16 protein-coding genes are annotated in these 14,012 nt (G+C 30.1%); 4 read left to right on the top strand and 12 right to left on the bottom strand.

The features are described 5' to 3' along the window. Nucleotides 1–20: 20 nt before the first annotated feature. On the bottom strand, nt 21–1,133 hold the full coding sequence (locus tag PTZ02_RS00170) for an ABC transporter substrate-binding protein (RefSeq protein ID WP_274225820.1): 1,113 nt from the start codon (nt 1,131–1,133) through the stop codon (nt 21–23). Between the two features lie 180 nt (nt 1,134–1,313). Between PTZ02_RS00170 and PTZ02_RS00165 the strand changes: the two genes are divergently transcribed. Then, nucleotides 1,314–2,204 carry a LysR family transcriptional regulator gene (locus tag PTZ02_RS00165; RefSeq protein ID WP_274225819.1) on the top strand — a complete coding sequence of 297 codons (891 nt, stop codon included), beginning with the start codon at nt 1,314–1,316 and terminating at the stop codon, nt 2,202–2,204. Between the two features lie 6 nt (nt 2,205–2,210). Here the strand turns inward: PTZ02_RS00165 and PTZ02_RS00160 are convergent, their stop codons facing one another. The 4 genes from PTZ02_RS00160 to PTZ02_RS00145 all read right to left on the bottom strand — a co-directional run bounded on the left by PTZ02_RS00160 (nt 2,211) and on the right by PTZ02_RS00145 (nt 6,230). Beyond that, nucleotides 2,211–3,179 (bottom strand): polyprenyl synthetase family protein, encoded by a 969-nt coding sequence (locus PTZ02_RS00160; protein ID WP_274225818.1) that lies wholly within the window; start codon nt 3,177–3,179, stop codon nt 2,211–2,213. 17 nt (nt 3,180–3,196) lie between these two features. Continuing rightward, nucleotides 3,197–3,718, bottom strand: coding sequence for a Gx transporter family protein (locus tag PTZ02_RS00155; protein WP_274225817.1), 522 nt, complete (start codon nt 3,716–3,718; stop codon nt 3,197–3,199). 10 nt (nt 3,719–3,728) lie between these two features. Beyond that, nucleotides 3,729–4,112, bottom strand: coding sequence for a NusG domain II-containing protein (locus PTZ02_RS00150; protein ID WP_274225816.1), 384 nt, complete (start codon nt 4,110–4,112; stop codon nt 3,729–3,731). A 237-nt stretch (nt 4,113–4,349) separates the two neighbouring features. Further along, entirely contained in the window at nt 4,350–6,230 is a 1,881-nt protein-coding gene (locus PTZ02_RS00145) for an NAD(P)/FAD-dependent oxidoreductase (protein WP_274225815.1), read from the bottom strand. Between the two features lie 371 nt (nt 6,231–6,601). Between PTZ02_RS00145 and PTZ02_RS00140 the strand changes: the two genes are divergently transcribed. Both PTZ02_RS00140 and PTZ02_RS00135 read left to right on the top strand, forming a co-directional pair. Continuing rightward, on the top strand, nt 6,602–7,174 hold the full coding sequence (locus tag PTZ02_RS00140) for a hypothetical protein (RefSeq protein ID WP_274225814.1): 573 nt from the start codon (nt 6,602–6,604) through the stop codon (nt 7,172–7,174). Nucleotides 7,175–7,370: 196 nt separating this feature from the next. Continuing rightward, complete coding sequence (locus PTZ02_RS00135; protein ID WP_274225813.1) at nt 7,371–7,820, top strand: FMN-binding protein; 450 nt, start codon at nt 7,371–7,373, stop codon at nt 7,818–7,820. A gap of 57 nt (nt 7,821–7,877) precedes the next feature. On the opposite strand, the gene PTZ02_RS00130 is transcribed toward PTZ02_RS00135, so the two are convergent. Continuing rightward, nucleotides 7,878–8,759: a CsxC family protein gene (locus PTZ02_RS00130; protein WP_274225812.1), complete on the bottom strand. Its 882-nt coding sequence runs from the start codon at nt 8,757–8,759 to the stop codon at nt 7,878–7,880. Nucleotides 8,760–8,974: 215 nt separating this feature from the next. On the opposite strand from PTZ02_RS00130, the gene PTZ02_RS00125 reads away from it, so the two are divergent. Further along, nucleotides 8,975–9,475 (top strand): hypothetical protein, encoded by a 501-nt coding sequence (locus PTZ02_RS00125; protein ID WP_274225811.1) that lies wholly within the window; start codon nt 8,975–8,977, stop codon nt 9,473–9,475. Nucleotides 9,476–9,533: 58 nt separating this feature from the next. Here PTZ02_RS00125 and PTZ02_RS00120 read toward each other — a convergent pair whose 3' ends face one another. The 6 genes from PTZ02_RS00120 to PTZ02_RS00095 form a co-directional block, all read right to left on the bottom strand. Then, nucleotides 9,534–10,814, bottom strand: a complete 1,281-nt coding sequence (locus tag PTZ02_RS00120) for a PTS sugar transporter subunit IIC (protein ID WP_274225810.1) — start codon at nt 10,812–10,814, stop codon at nt 9,534–9,536. A gap of 37 nt (nt 10,815–10,851) precedes the next feature. Further along, nucleotides 10,852–10,986: a hypothetical protein gene (locus tag PTZ02_RS00115; RefSeq protein WP_274225809.1), complete on the bottom strand. Its 135-nt coding sequence runs from the start codon at nt 10,984–10,986 to the stop codon at nt 10,852–10,854. 205 nt (nt 10,987–11,191) lie between these two features. Further along, a complete protein-coding gene (locus PTZ02_RS00110; protein WP_274225808.1) occupies nt 11,192–12,283 on the bottom strand; it encodes a DUF871 domain-containing protein in 1,092 nt (363 codons plus the stop codon). A 21-nt stretch (nt 12,284–12,304) separates the two neighbouring features. Beyond that, on the bottom strand, nt 12,305–13,195 hold the full coding sequence (locus PTZ02_RS00105) for an N-acetylglucosamine kinase (protein WP_274225807.1): 891 nt from the start codon (nt 13,193–13,195) through the stop codon (nt 12,305–12,307). Between the two features lie 91 nt (nt 13,196–13,286). After that, complete coding sequence (locus PTZ02_RS00100; protein WP_274225806.1) at nt 13,287–13,583, bottom strand: PTS lactose/cellobiose transporter subunit IIA; 297 nt, start codon at nt 13,581–13,583, stop codon at nt 13,287–13,289. A gap of 83 nt (nt 13,584–13,666) precedes the next feature. Continuing rightward, on the bottom strand, nt 13,667–13,972 hold the full coding sequence (locus tag PTZ02_RS00095; RefSeq protein WP_202768072.1) for a PTS sugar transporter subunit IIB: 306 nt from the start codon (nt 13,970–13,972) through the stop codon (nt 13,667–13,669). Nucleotides 13,973–14,012 lie beyond the last annotated feature (40 nt).

The raw sequence follows: 14,012 nt of genomic DNA, 5'->3' as shown, positions 1-14,012 counted from the left end.
TTATTATTCTGAGGTTTTTCTTATTTATCCACTGATTCATTTTTAACTTGCTCGTCTAATTTTTTATAATCATCTATAGTATAATTTCTATTACATATATTAGCCATTAAGCTCCATACTTTATCATTATTAACCTTTGAAAATTCAGTATCCATAATTGAATTCTTATAAAATACCACGGAGCTAGGGAAAAAAGTATTCTCCTTTAAATATTTTTCCATTAAACTTTGATTATTAATTGAATAAGTTATAAATCTAGTTGCCAATTCTTGTTTCTCATTAGTACCTTTAACTATGGCTAAATTTTCACCATCAAGAGAAGCTGCTCTATTACCCCCTATTTCAAGTGCAGGTAACATAATTGCAGTTAAAGCATCTTCATTTGAAGCATCAATTATGTTATTATAATTATCTTTAGTTGCTATATATGCTATTGTAGTTCCTTTACCCATAAGGTCATTATTCTTAATAAAATCTAATGTTTCTTTAATATTTTTTTCTGTCCCTGCTTGATATAACATAATATTTCTTAGAGAATCTAATGTTATATCACTATAATTAAGTAAGCTAATCTTGCCATTAGATTTGTTTTTTATATCTTTAGAAACATCCAATAATTCTTTCCATGTTCTTATATCCTCAGCTTTATACCCATATTGATCTAATATGTCTTTTCTTAGAAACATAAAAACAGGGTTATTTTCAATAGGTATTGCTAAAAGATCATCTTGTACACTAATCTCATTTAGTCTCCAACTATTAAAAGTTTTTCCATATGAATCTATTACATTATGTGCAGAGGCAATTCCTTGTTTTCCTTTATCAGATAGATTTCTTAAATCCTTAGAATTAATTGAAACTACAGATGGAGCATCGTCACTACCAGAACCTTTTTCTATATAATTAATAATTTCATCTTTGGATTTTTCCTTAACAGTTATACTAACCTTCTTATTAGTCTCCATAAACTCTTTTGAGGATTCTTCTAAATATTTATAGTTTTCTTTTGATGCCCAAATTACAAAACTTCCTTTAAGTGGTTTTAAATTTATTACTTTGTTATTAGCATAAAAAAGACCTACTACAATAAAAATACATAAAAATAATATGCTGTATTTAATTTTATTTTTCATATTTGTTCTCCTTACAGTAAGTTATTATAAAAATATCATAAATAAATCAAGTTTTCAATGTCAATTCCACATTATGTAATGTTTTCAATTGATAAAAATTATTGTTTGCAATATTAATTAATATTGTCTATAATTAATTTATTAATTTATTATGAATTTATTATTAACTTGGAGGATAAAATGCATTTAGATAACTTACGATATTTTTATGATATCGCTACAACCAAGAACATATCTGATGTTGCAAAAAAATCACATATTTCTCAATCTGCTCTTTCTCAACAGCTTATAAAATTAGAGGACAAGCTAGATATGAAATTGTTAGAAAGAAGTAATAAAGGCGTTGAATTAACTCCAGAAGGTGAAATCGTTCTAAAATATTGTAGAGCTATTTTATCAAATTACGATAATATGCTTGAGGAATTATCATCAAAAAAATACAATAAAAGATGTTTAAATATACATTCATGCTCATATATTCAAAGTTTTATTCTACCTAATATTATTATGGATATTAAAAACTCATTTTCGGATTTAAAGATAAGCATAAATTCTGTTCATGCATCATCCAACATAAATTTTTTAAATACAAGTACCTTTGATATTTTTATTTACTGTGAACAGATTGCTAATGATGCATTAATCTGTCAAGAATTATTAGAAGATGAAATAATCGCTGTATGTCCTACCGATTTTAATATAAAAGATGAATACACCTTCGATGAATTATCTTCTTTACCATTAATAATTGTTAATAATTTTTGTACTATATGCAAAAGTTTTGAAGATAAAATTATTGAAATGAATATGCAGAAAGATAAATTAAACATAGTACTTTCCACAGATTCTCCTGTAGTAGCTTTAAATACCTTAGCTAGTACAAATGCTATATGCTTTATTCCAAAACTTGTAGCAAATAAATATCTTAGTAACTCTCAATTTAAACAAGTAAACATTATAGACTTTAAATTTAATTATTCTCTATATATATTGGTTAATAAAGCTTTCTATTCACATGAAAAAAAGCTTATTGATACCTTAAAGAAAAAAATTAAAGGATTCTTAAAATAGAATCCTTTAATAATTTCTATATAACAACTTTTCAATAACTTCTCTAAGAATATCCTTGAATGTATTATCTGGCAGTCTTTCAATTCTTTTAAACGCTTTTTGTGAATATTTTAGTGCTAATTCTTTTGACTTCTCTACACCATCATTTTTTCTAACTAAATCAATAATTGATTTAATGTCTTCTTCTTCATAGTGACTTTTATTAAAATACTCTTCAAATGCCTTTTTATTTTCTTTCACTGCATAAAGAAAAGGAAGTGTAAATATTCCTTGTTTTATATCATTTCCAGCAGATTTCTTAATGCTTTCATCTGTTCCAACATAATCTAAAATATCATCTATTATTTGAAATGCCATTCCTACATCATGTCCTATATTCCAAAACTCTCTGGAAAGTTTCTCAGAACAACCACTTTCTGCAGCTCCTATATAGAATGATAGCGAAAATAGCTCTGCTGTTTTTCCTGATATTCTTGATAGATATTCTTTAATAGATATTTTATTACTAAACTTTGAATTCATTTGATTAATTTCACCAAGACATATTCTTGACATAGATTTTGAATCAACCTTAATACTTTGAAGAGACCCCTCTGCCGCTAGTACTTTAAAGCATGCACAAAATAGATAGTCCCCTATATATACTGCATAGTCTTTTCCATACTTTGATTGGATAGTCTCCTGACCCCTTCTCATTTTTGAATCATCAATTATATCATCATGAACTAAAGTCGCCATATGCATCATCTCAACTACAGATGCTAACGAATTAGTTTTTCCTATGTCATCATTCTTTCCCCATTTTGATGCAATAATCACGAATGCAGGTCTAAGCATCTTCCCACCTGAATTAACTAATTCTAAAATGGAATTTTCTATGACTTTATCTTTACATCTTGAATTATCTTCTATTATTTTAAGTACCTGATTTAATTGCTTTTTTATATCTGGGTACTGATTCCACATTTTATCCATAAGATCTCCTCAACTTTTTAAGAAATTTTATTAAAGTAAGGAAGTTTTGACATATGTTTAATAGCATAATTTGCAGTAATTCCAATAAATACTCCTGTTCCAATCCCAACCAATGATAATACCGGAAGATATAGCATAACTCCTATATTTCTAACAATCATTGATGCAATTAGTAATTGGCCTAAGTTATGAAATACTCCACCGCTGCAACTTACTCCTATAATACTAACTTTATCCTTACCAATTCCTTTAACTACAATCATCATCACATAGCTCAATATAGCTCCAGCAAAGGAATACATAAAGGAAGATAAATTTCCTCCAAACATTGTTGCTAATGTAAGTCTTAGCAATATAATTATTAGTACATCTCTTTTCTTATCTAAAGTATATAAACCTATAACAGAAATAAGATTTGCTAATCCAAGCTTAGCCCCCGGTGTAGGCAAAGGCATTGGAATCATACTCTCAAATATATGTAAAACTAATGCTTGAGCAACTAATAAAGATATATATACTAATTTGGCGGTCTTTCTCATGTTTTCACCTCTAATATGACAGAATTACTCCATCTTCTGAAGTTTCGCCTTTTACTTCCACCATTAATTTATGCGGTAAACATACTAGGTTTTCTCCAACACTCTCTATGAAGCCTGGCTTCATACATATTTTATCTGGGCAATCGGCATCAATAATAGCAATCTTATTATCTTTGACTTCTACTATATTTAATCCATACTTTGTCTTTATCTCTATGGTGTCCTGCCCTTTATGTGTTGAAAGGGGTATATTTTTATATACCTTACCTTCAATTGTAATTTGAGCATATGTTTCCTTATAATCTTTTTTTAATGCTACTCCTAATATTAACTCAGGAAGAAAGGATAATGTTACAAGCAGAATAATAATTATAATATCCCACTTCTTAATCATAATAATATTCTCCAATCTTATATATAATTCTATAATGTTATATAACAACATTTTAATTCATTATATCATAAAACTATTACATAAAGTGATAAAAAAAGATGGTAAAAAGCTTTGTTAATGCAATATTTGAAGATCATTGCCTAGCCTTTTACCTTCTTTTAAAATGTTACCACATATATAAGTTCATTCTCTAATTAAATTTTAGAGAATGAACTATTAATACATTATATTTGAGTTCTATTTATTTCCTTGTTTGTAAACAGGAACTCTTTTTCCAAGCCAGAAATTTCCGACCTTTTCACTTATCCATGGCATCACGAAGTAGTCTAAACCAAATGTTCTACCAGCTCCTTGCATTAATGCGATTCCAGCAAATACATACCATAATGTATCCCAACCAGTCATTGCTGAAAGAACGAAATTACATACTAGGAATATTGATGCACCTGATGCTAAGAATGTGAATAATCCAGCGATTAAGCATAATCCAATACCTAACTCAGTTACAACAACAATTCTTTGGAACCATACAGCAACTTCAGGAGTTGGTATAAATATCTTCATTATTGCTGCATAGAATGATGGTACATGGCTTAATATTGGAGTTACAGTTGCAGCTGCAGTATTAGCTGCATTTGAAGTAGTTTCTGATGCACCTGATGTTGCTGATGTATGTAACCAATCAAACGCCATTTTTACATTTCCATCTTTAAACCAAGAATCAGGTCCTAATCCATTAAATATTGATGAGATACCATTTTTAGCCCAAGTATCCTCACCTATCATTTTCTTTAATGCTTCAAGTGTCCATAAAACACCAACATATAATCTTAGTGGTACAGTCCATAATCTATTTCCCTTAGAAGCTAATAAACCTCTAAACATATTTCTCTTATCTTCAATTCCGAAGAACTCATGATCTAAATAATGATAACAAGCATTTATTCCATTAACACCAAATAAATAATATAGGTTAACAATATGCTTCATCATCATTGCAAAGAAACCTGAAAGTTTTATTCCTGCTAAGTTTGCTACGCAATACTTTCCGCCAATAGAAACCATAAATCCATGATAGTTAGATTTAAATTTAGTCATTTGACCATTTTCTATTGCTGCAACTATATTTTTAACAGCTGTATCTGCAGTTTGTTCTGCTGCTTCAACAATTTGAGGAGTTCCTTTTCCTGGTTCTTCTTCAAAGTATGTTAAGTCACCAACTACATATACATCTTTTTTGCCAGTTGCTTGCATAAATTCATTAGTTTGTAGTCTTCCAGCTCTTGCAGTCTCAAGACCATATTCTTTAGTCTCATGATTTGCTTGAATTCCACAAGTCCATATTAAAGTATTAGTTTCAATTTCACTTCCATCCTTTAAAGTTACCTTATCTTCAGTTACCTCAACGATAGGTGAATTCTTTAATACTTCAACACCTTTTTTCTTCATGTAAGCTTCTGCTTTATCAGCTTGAGATCTATCTAGCATATTAAGTATAGTCCCCATAGCTTCTACAACTAATAATCTAATTTCTTTTTCATCAACATTATATTCTTTAGCTAATCTTGTTTTCCATTCTAATAGCTCTCCAGCCATTTCTATTCCTGTAAATCCAGATCCAGCAACAGCGAAAGTTAAAAGTCTTTTTCTAGCTTTTTCATTTCTTTCTTTTGATGCTTTTTCAAACATATTTTTAATATGTGCTCTGATTTCTAATGCATCTTCAAAAGACCATAATGTAAATCCATTTTCTTTTACTCCTGGAACTCCGAAGAATGCAGGTTCAGAACCAGTACCAACTATTAAATAGTCATATTCATAGGTTCCATGGGTTGTCTTAACAACTTTCTTTTCTGTATTTACATCTTCTATATAATCTGTAACTAAATTAACTTTTGTTCTTGCAAATATCTTGCTTAATTCTATTTGCACAGACTCTGGATGAACTCTCCCACCAGCTACTTCGTGTAATTCAGTCATTAATGTGTGGAAAGTATTTTTATCAATTAATGTAATTTCCACATTATCATTCTTCTTGTACTTTTTCGCTAATTTCTTAGCGGCATGTACTCCACCGTATCCTGCTCCTAGAACAAGGATCTTTGTTTTATTTGACATTTTACCACCTCTTATGAATATTCTTACGTTAGTTTTTTATAATGTACATAATTTAATACATTAATATTTCAACTTACAAATATAAATCCATATTTATTCTATCCCTTTTTAACTTATGTGTCTATATGTACTAATCTCCAATTTAACATTCTGGTGAATTACTTAACAGTCATGTTTTAATTTTAACAACGCCCTAGGAAAGCTAGGTTAAACATTTACAAGTGCTTTTAATTGATATAAGTAATACTAATATAGCATAAGTAAAAACTATTGTATACGTATAACAAAAGAGTGTATAATAAAGATGTTGTCAAAGCATGTATTTATTTGACAAGAATTTAACTAAACATAGATAAAGGGGGATTTTCTCTATGAAAAAGAAATCTTTATTAAGCATAATTGCTGCTGGTATGGTAGCTGTTACTTTACTAGCTGGCTGTGGTAAGAAGGAAGATACTAAACCAGCTGAAAGCACTACTAAAACTGAAACTGCAAAAGCAGATGCTACTACATCAGCTTCAGTTGTATCAGATGCTGCTGCATTTGAACAAGCTATCGGTACAAATGGTAAATGGATCATTGCAATCACAAAGGACGTTACAACTGACAAGGAATTAGTACTTGACGGTGAATTCAAGAACGGTAAAAAAGACGATAAAGGTAATGATGCTATCCAACGTAAAATAGCACTTTACACTCAAGATGAAAATCGTAAGGTAACTGCTAGATTTACATTAACAGCTCCTAAATTAACTATAAAGAGCCCAATGGCTAGTATTCAACACGGAACATTTAAAGGTGATGTGTATGTAAGTGTTGATAACTTCCAATTAGTTGATGCTAAGGTTGATGGAAACATATACTTCACAACTGATTCAGCTAAATCTACTTTCAAAATGGATGGAACTAGTAGCGTAACTGGAAAACAAGAAGTAAAGAAATAATTTAATATTTCACATAATATAGAGGGCGCTAATTAAGTACCCTCTATATTTGGGTAAACATAGATCTCAAGCTTCATAAACGTATATAATCTAAAGGGTTTTATAAAATTGTGAGTAATAAGTGCATCATTTAATTATGTACTTATTTATCAATAAATAACTAAAATAATTTTTATTATTAAGGGGGAAATTCTCAATGAAAAAGAAAACTTTACTAAGCATCGTAGCTGCTGGTATGGTAGCTGTTACTTTACTAGCTGGATGCGGAAAAAAAGGACCTAAAGATGGAACTTACAAGGCAGAAGCTAAGGACTTTGATGATAAAGGATGGAAGCCTTTTGTTGAAGTTACTTACAAGGATGGAAAAATATCTGATGCTAAGTTTGATTACTCAAATAAAGCTGATGGACATTTAAAGAGTGGAGACAAAGCATATATTACTGCTATGTCTGCAAAATCTCCAACTTCACCAGATAAATATACTAAAGAATTAGCTAGTGCTTTAGTAGATAAGCAAGATATAGCTAAAGTTGACTCTGTTACAGGTGCTACTCACTCATCTGATAACTTCAAAGCATTAGTTAAAGCTGCTGTAGATAATGCTACAAACGGTAAAACTGATACTGCAACTGTAGAAATTAAATAATTTGTTATAATTATTTAAGTATAACTAAAGAGATGGCTCTTAAGCCATCTCTATTTTTTATTTTTCAATTCTAATTAATTGTTCTTGATAAACTTCTATCTTCAAGAAAGCAACTATATTTTCCCTTATCTTTCTGAATTTAATAGATTTGAATTCTTCATCTAAGCAACCATTCTTGCATGGTTTTTCATGACATGGTTTATGAGATTTTCTTTCTGGAACTAAATCTAAATCTTCTATTACTTGTCTTTCTTCTTCTTCTTCATAATCCCATTCATGGTGTTGTTTTGATTCCATAAGTCTTCCATCTATAGCTTGGTCATTATCAAATATTCTTGCTTCAACCAATCTACAGAAAGGTCTTTCTATAAATGCTACTCTATCTTCAAATTCTACTTCGCATCTTAATTTTCCAAGTTCCTCATGTCCACAACCACATTCAATTACTTTATTAGTCATGTTATTACATCTATTATTTCCAAAGAAGTCAATTTCTCTACCTGGTTCTCTAAATTCAACTACTGGTTTTTGAAGAAATTCTATTTCTGTTGCGCATCTAAATGGAACCTTAACTGTTGCATGTTTGATTGCCCCAACCATTATCTTACCACAATCTTCTAGATGAGAAGCTACTGCATATTCTATATTCTTTTCTATGAACCCGTTTATGAATAATTTTCCAAATGATTTTTCTTTATTGCATGGATCTTTTTTGCCGCAGTTTACCATTAACTTGCATTCTGTTAAAAACACATTCTTTTTAACTCTTTTTATTTCTAATACATCATCAACAAGCTCAATACAAGCTTCTAAATCAACTTGTACTTCCCTTACAGCTAATAATACTGGTACTTTAACAAAAGCAATATCACATGAAGCCTTTACACTACCATTATTACTTGTACACACATGAATATCTTCAGAAAATATTTTGTTCATTAATCTTTCCTCCTGCGTTAAATATAATATTATATATCACTTAATAACATTATATTCTTACAGACAATCATTGTTACATTTTTCGACTTCTTTTATAAATCCTTGCAAGCTTTACTTATTAATCCTATTGTAAATGCATTGAAAATATTATATGTAGCTAACCGATTTGGACCTTCATACATATAATATATTTAAAGTAATTACAGGAGTGCACTATGGAGGAAAATAAGATAAAAATTTCTGGCTTTTTAACCCCTACAGAATTAAATAACCTTTCATTATCCCAAGGATCATTATTTCAAGATAAGGATAACTTATTTCTATCTCAAAAATCCAATCCGTTAAAAACTCTAAACCAAGTTAATGTGTCAATGAAGCTATTGTCATTTGAAACCATAGAATGTGCAAAGGAAAAACTTATTTTCTTTGAAGGAGTAAAAAAGTTTAAAATTGAATATGACGATATTCATGATGAAACAGTAGATTTAACTAAAAGTTCCTCAGTAAATGGATGTGTAAAAGTTCCTCTTAATTTTTCTGTTCATAATTTATACTCCAGACTAGTAAAAGGATATTTTTATATAGCTGATAGCTTTACAATTAATTATTACATTTGCTTTTTCGTAGGATATTCTACATCAAGAAATGAATCTTTAAATAAATCTTCAATATATTCATCAAACAAAAAAAATAGTTCAACAGATATTTTTAGATAAGATTAAATATAAAAAGGGATATCTATATTAAAATAGATATCCCTTTTTGTTAATATTTTTAATCTGCTAAACTCTCTTCTGCTTCTCTTGCTAGTTCTTTATCTGCAGCAACTACAAATGGTAGGTATATAAATGTTCCTACTGCTATTATAATTAATGCAACTAATCCACCTCTAATTGAAGCTGTAGACATTATCGCTCCTAATACTGGAGGCATTGTCCAAGGAGCAAGTACTACTATCTTTGGTGCTATGTGTAATGCTGTTAATGTATAAGCTATTATTGCAGAAATCATTGGAACTAAGATAAATGGTATAAAGTATACTGGATTTAAAACTATTGGCATACCGAAAATAACTGGTTCATTTATATTGAATAATCCTGGTGCAACTCCTAAATTAGCAATTGTTTTTTGAGCTTTATTTTTAGATACAATATATATAGCTATGATTAAACTTATTGTTGTACCTGATCCTCCCATGTTTACATAAGAATCTAGGAATTGTGAGTTTAAAATATTTGGTATCTCTTTACCTGCATTAAATGCATCTATATTAGCATTTGTTAGTGGTAATAATAATGTATTTATAACTGGAGCAAGTATATTTGATCCATGTAATCCAAAGAACCATAATAATTGTTGTAAGAATATTATTACTAGTACTCCTGGTAGGGATCCTGCTATACCTGATAATGGTTTTTGAATAGTCCAGAATACTGATGCATGTATATCTGATATATTCCAAATTCCTACAATGTGTTTAAATGCAGTTACAAGTATAAGTATAATGATTGATGGTAGTAATGCTGCGAAAGATTTAGCTACAGCTGGTGGAACTCCATCAGGCATTTTTATAACCAATTTTGGATTTCCTAAAAGTTTTACAAATATTGATGTAACAATAAGTGCTAATATTAATGAAACGAATAATCCTTGAGTTCCTAAGTATGCATATGGTATTGCCCAATCTAAAGTAGAACCCTTATAAATGATTAATAATGATGCAAAAGATACAACTCCAGCAGCTAATCCATCAGACTCATAGGATTTAGCTAAACTATAGGATGTTGTGAATACTAACAATAATGACATGATTGCAAACGTACCATTCCAGATGTCACCACCAAATGTCTTCCAAGTCTCACCAAAAGTATTAAGCATAAAATCTTGAAAGAATTGAAGTGGTAAATTGTTTATTAGTACTGCGAAAGCTCCTGCCATAATAAGTGGCATAATTGCAACGAATCCATCACGTATTGCAACTAGATGTCTTTGTGCACCGATCTTACCTGCTATTGGAATAAAGTGTTCTTCCATCCAGGCCATAAATTTTTTCATATATTATTCCTCCCTTTAAATATATTGTTTTTCCCAGCTATCCAAAGGTATTATTATATATTTGATAATTTCTTATTTCCTTAAGACAGCTAGTACATTTCTTTAATCTGTAATCTGCTAGATTTTGTTTTCTATCTAACAACTTTACACTATTATATATAGCAATAATCATGCCAAAGTTAAATCCTAATCTTTCATTGAAGAATGGCTTATTTCTTCACTCACTTAATGATAACTTTTACACAGTTATATATACACAGTGTGTAACAGAGTGTTCTTTTGTGTAAGTCATGTAGTTATGTAACTCTTATGTATTAAAGTAGTCTAAACAAAAATGAACTCAATATACATTTAGTACATGAGTTCATATAAGTATACTATTCTTTTTCTTTAAATCCAAACTTACCCCAAGGTTCAATATAATCTAAAAGAAACCTCTCTTCAGGTATTATTTTCGCAACAACATTAGTTTTCCCACTATTCTTCATTTCCTTAATAGCAACTTGTAGTTCCCCTGCATATCTTGTATATAAATCTGATTCTATCAAGATATCTCCTCGTTCTATATCTGGAGTATTATATGGTGGAAATGGTGTACCCTTGTACTTAACTCTACTTTGAGTACTTCTAACCACATAATCTGATACGTCACCTCTACTGAAATGGAATTCTTCTAAAATTATCTTTTTCTCTATTTCAGATATTCCTTTAGTTAGTTCTACTCTAAATTCTAATTTATCCTTATTAAGTTTGCTAAGAGCTCTTAATTCCTCTTCTGATGCAAACGCATTAGCTATAATAACATCATCAATTAATCCTGTAGCCCATAGATGTTTTGCTTGAACTTCTATTGGTAAATTTCTATGTTCTTCTAGTGTACATATGCCTTCATTTACTGGCCAAGGACCATGGTCAGCATTATGTGAATTTACAAATGCAGCTGTTTTAATTCCTAATTCTTTAAATTGTTTTGAACAAGCAATAAAGTGCTTATAACTTAATCCAGTATATACATGTGGATAAAAGTTATGGCAACCATAAAGATTATTCATGTTAGGTTTATTACTTAAAATATTATCAACATACTTAGTTCCATTACTCATATTAAGTTCAACTTTTAATCCGTATTCATTGAATGTCATAACTGTTTCTTCAAAACCTGAAAAACCCATATCAAGTCTTATTCCACTTAAGCCCATTTCCTTAAATACTTTTAAATCTTGAATACTTGCATTTAAGTTCTTAAATACAGTTGGATCTAAATCTGCAATAACTTCCATTCCATGTTTATTGGCAACCTTTAGCATCTTTTTAAATTCATCTACTACTTCTTCAGTGGATTTATCACTTGCAGAAATTAAGCACGTAAATATTCTGCTAAACCCATACTTTGCAGCCAACTCGATATACTCAATTATTTTTTCCATTGGAACATGATTGGGATATACTGAAATTCCTAATCGTCTCATTATTTTACCCTTCTTTCAAAATTACTTTTCTTTAATATATAAATAATATGCGCCTTTTGCAGGTGATACCTCTTCATCTACAAAGGCTATAATATTTGCATTCTCATTTAGATACTCTTCGAATGTTTCTCTAAGTATTTTTGATTTTTTTAGCACACCTCCAACTATTCCTACACTTGCACTTTGAAATCCTAATTTTTTATATACCCTCTCAGTGGTTTTAGCTATTGCTAATCCTTCTGATTTTAAGATATCAATTGCAATCTTATCTCCTAAATCAGCTCTTTTAGAAACTATAGGAGTAATTGAAGCTACTTCATCCTTGGTGTTTGAATATACGAAACCAATTATTTCATCAACCTTTTTCATTTTTAAGCTTTCTAATATTTCTTTTGAAAGTTCACTCATCTCTATTCCAAAATCGTTTTCGTAAATCATATTTTTAAATGCTTCTATAGCTATTTTGTAAGCGCTGCCTTCGTCTCCTAGAAGGTTACCCCAGCCTCCACATCTAGCTTCTTTTCCGTTCTTAATTCCAAACGCTACTGAACCAGTACCGGCAATGGTAAGCACTCCATCTTCACCTTTAAGTAAAGCCTTAAGTGCTAACTCGCCATCATTCATTACAGTTGATTCAATGCACAATTCTTTTTTTATTCTCTCTTGTACGATTTTGGCGTTATCATCCACCTCTGCTCCAGCTAAGCCTAAGTATAATCCTTTTAACCCTTCTTTGCCATAAGTCTCAACTACTTGTTTTATTGCATTAATTATATTATTTAATGCCTCTTCTTCCCCATTAAGTAAGTTACCGAAGCCAGTTACTGCACTTGTAATAGCTTCACCATTAAGATTATAGGCAACTGCTTCTGTTTTAGTTCCTCCGCCATCAATCCCAATTACATATTCCATAGTAATACCTCTTTTCTTCTAAATATAAATCATTAACCCTAGATTATAAAAGTATTACTCTCATATAAAAACACTATAAGTTTTCTAACTTTTATAGTCTAGTGTAAACTTCTATTATCTCATTAGCTAAATCTTTTAATGTCATTGTTGTCATTAGATGATCTTGAGCATGAATTAGAAGTAGCGAAAATTCAGCTTTTTGCCCTGCTGCTTCTCCTTGAATTAAGCTTGTTTGAGCATTATGCGCATGTCCCAACTCTTCGTTTGCTTTTACTATCAATTGACTTGCTTCTTCAAAATTTCCTTCTTTAGCTGCTTGAATAGCTTCCATTGAGTAACTTCTTGCTTCTCCACTATGCATTATTAAATTTAATATTATTTCTTCCATTTTACTTCCATCCTTCCCTAATGTCTACCGTTAATATTTCTAACGAGATAAAGACGTCTGAAAGACGCCTTTATTAAATTTATTTAACTTAGCTTATCCAATGCAAATTTAAGAACTTTAGCACCATTCATAGTTCCATAATCGATTGTATTTATAACATCTACTGGAACTCCCTTTGGCTCCATCTTAGCCTTAAGTTTATTTAATAAAAATCTAACTTGAGGCCCTAATAATAATATATCTATTTGGTCTTCATAATTTCTAAGTTCTGATTCTGCTACTGCATTTATCCATACTTCAATACCTTGCTCTTTTGCAGCAGCTTGCATTTTTGAAACTAGTAGACTTGTTGACATACCTGCTGAACATATTAACAAAATTCTTTTCATGTCTTACTCCTCCTTATAAACTGTGATCTAAGATTCTATA

Origin of the sequence: Clostridium sp. 'White wine YQ', assembly GCF_028728205.1 — a bacterium.
Taxonomy (GTDB): Bacteria; Bacillota; Clostridia; order Clostridiales; family Clostridiaceae; genus Clostridium_T.
The sequence above is the reverse complement of the archived record's forward strand: the minus strand, read 5'-3'. Positions and strand labels throughout refer to the sequence as shown.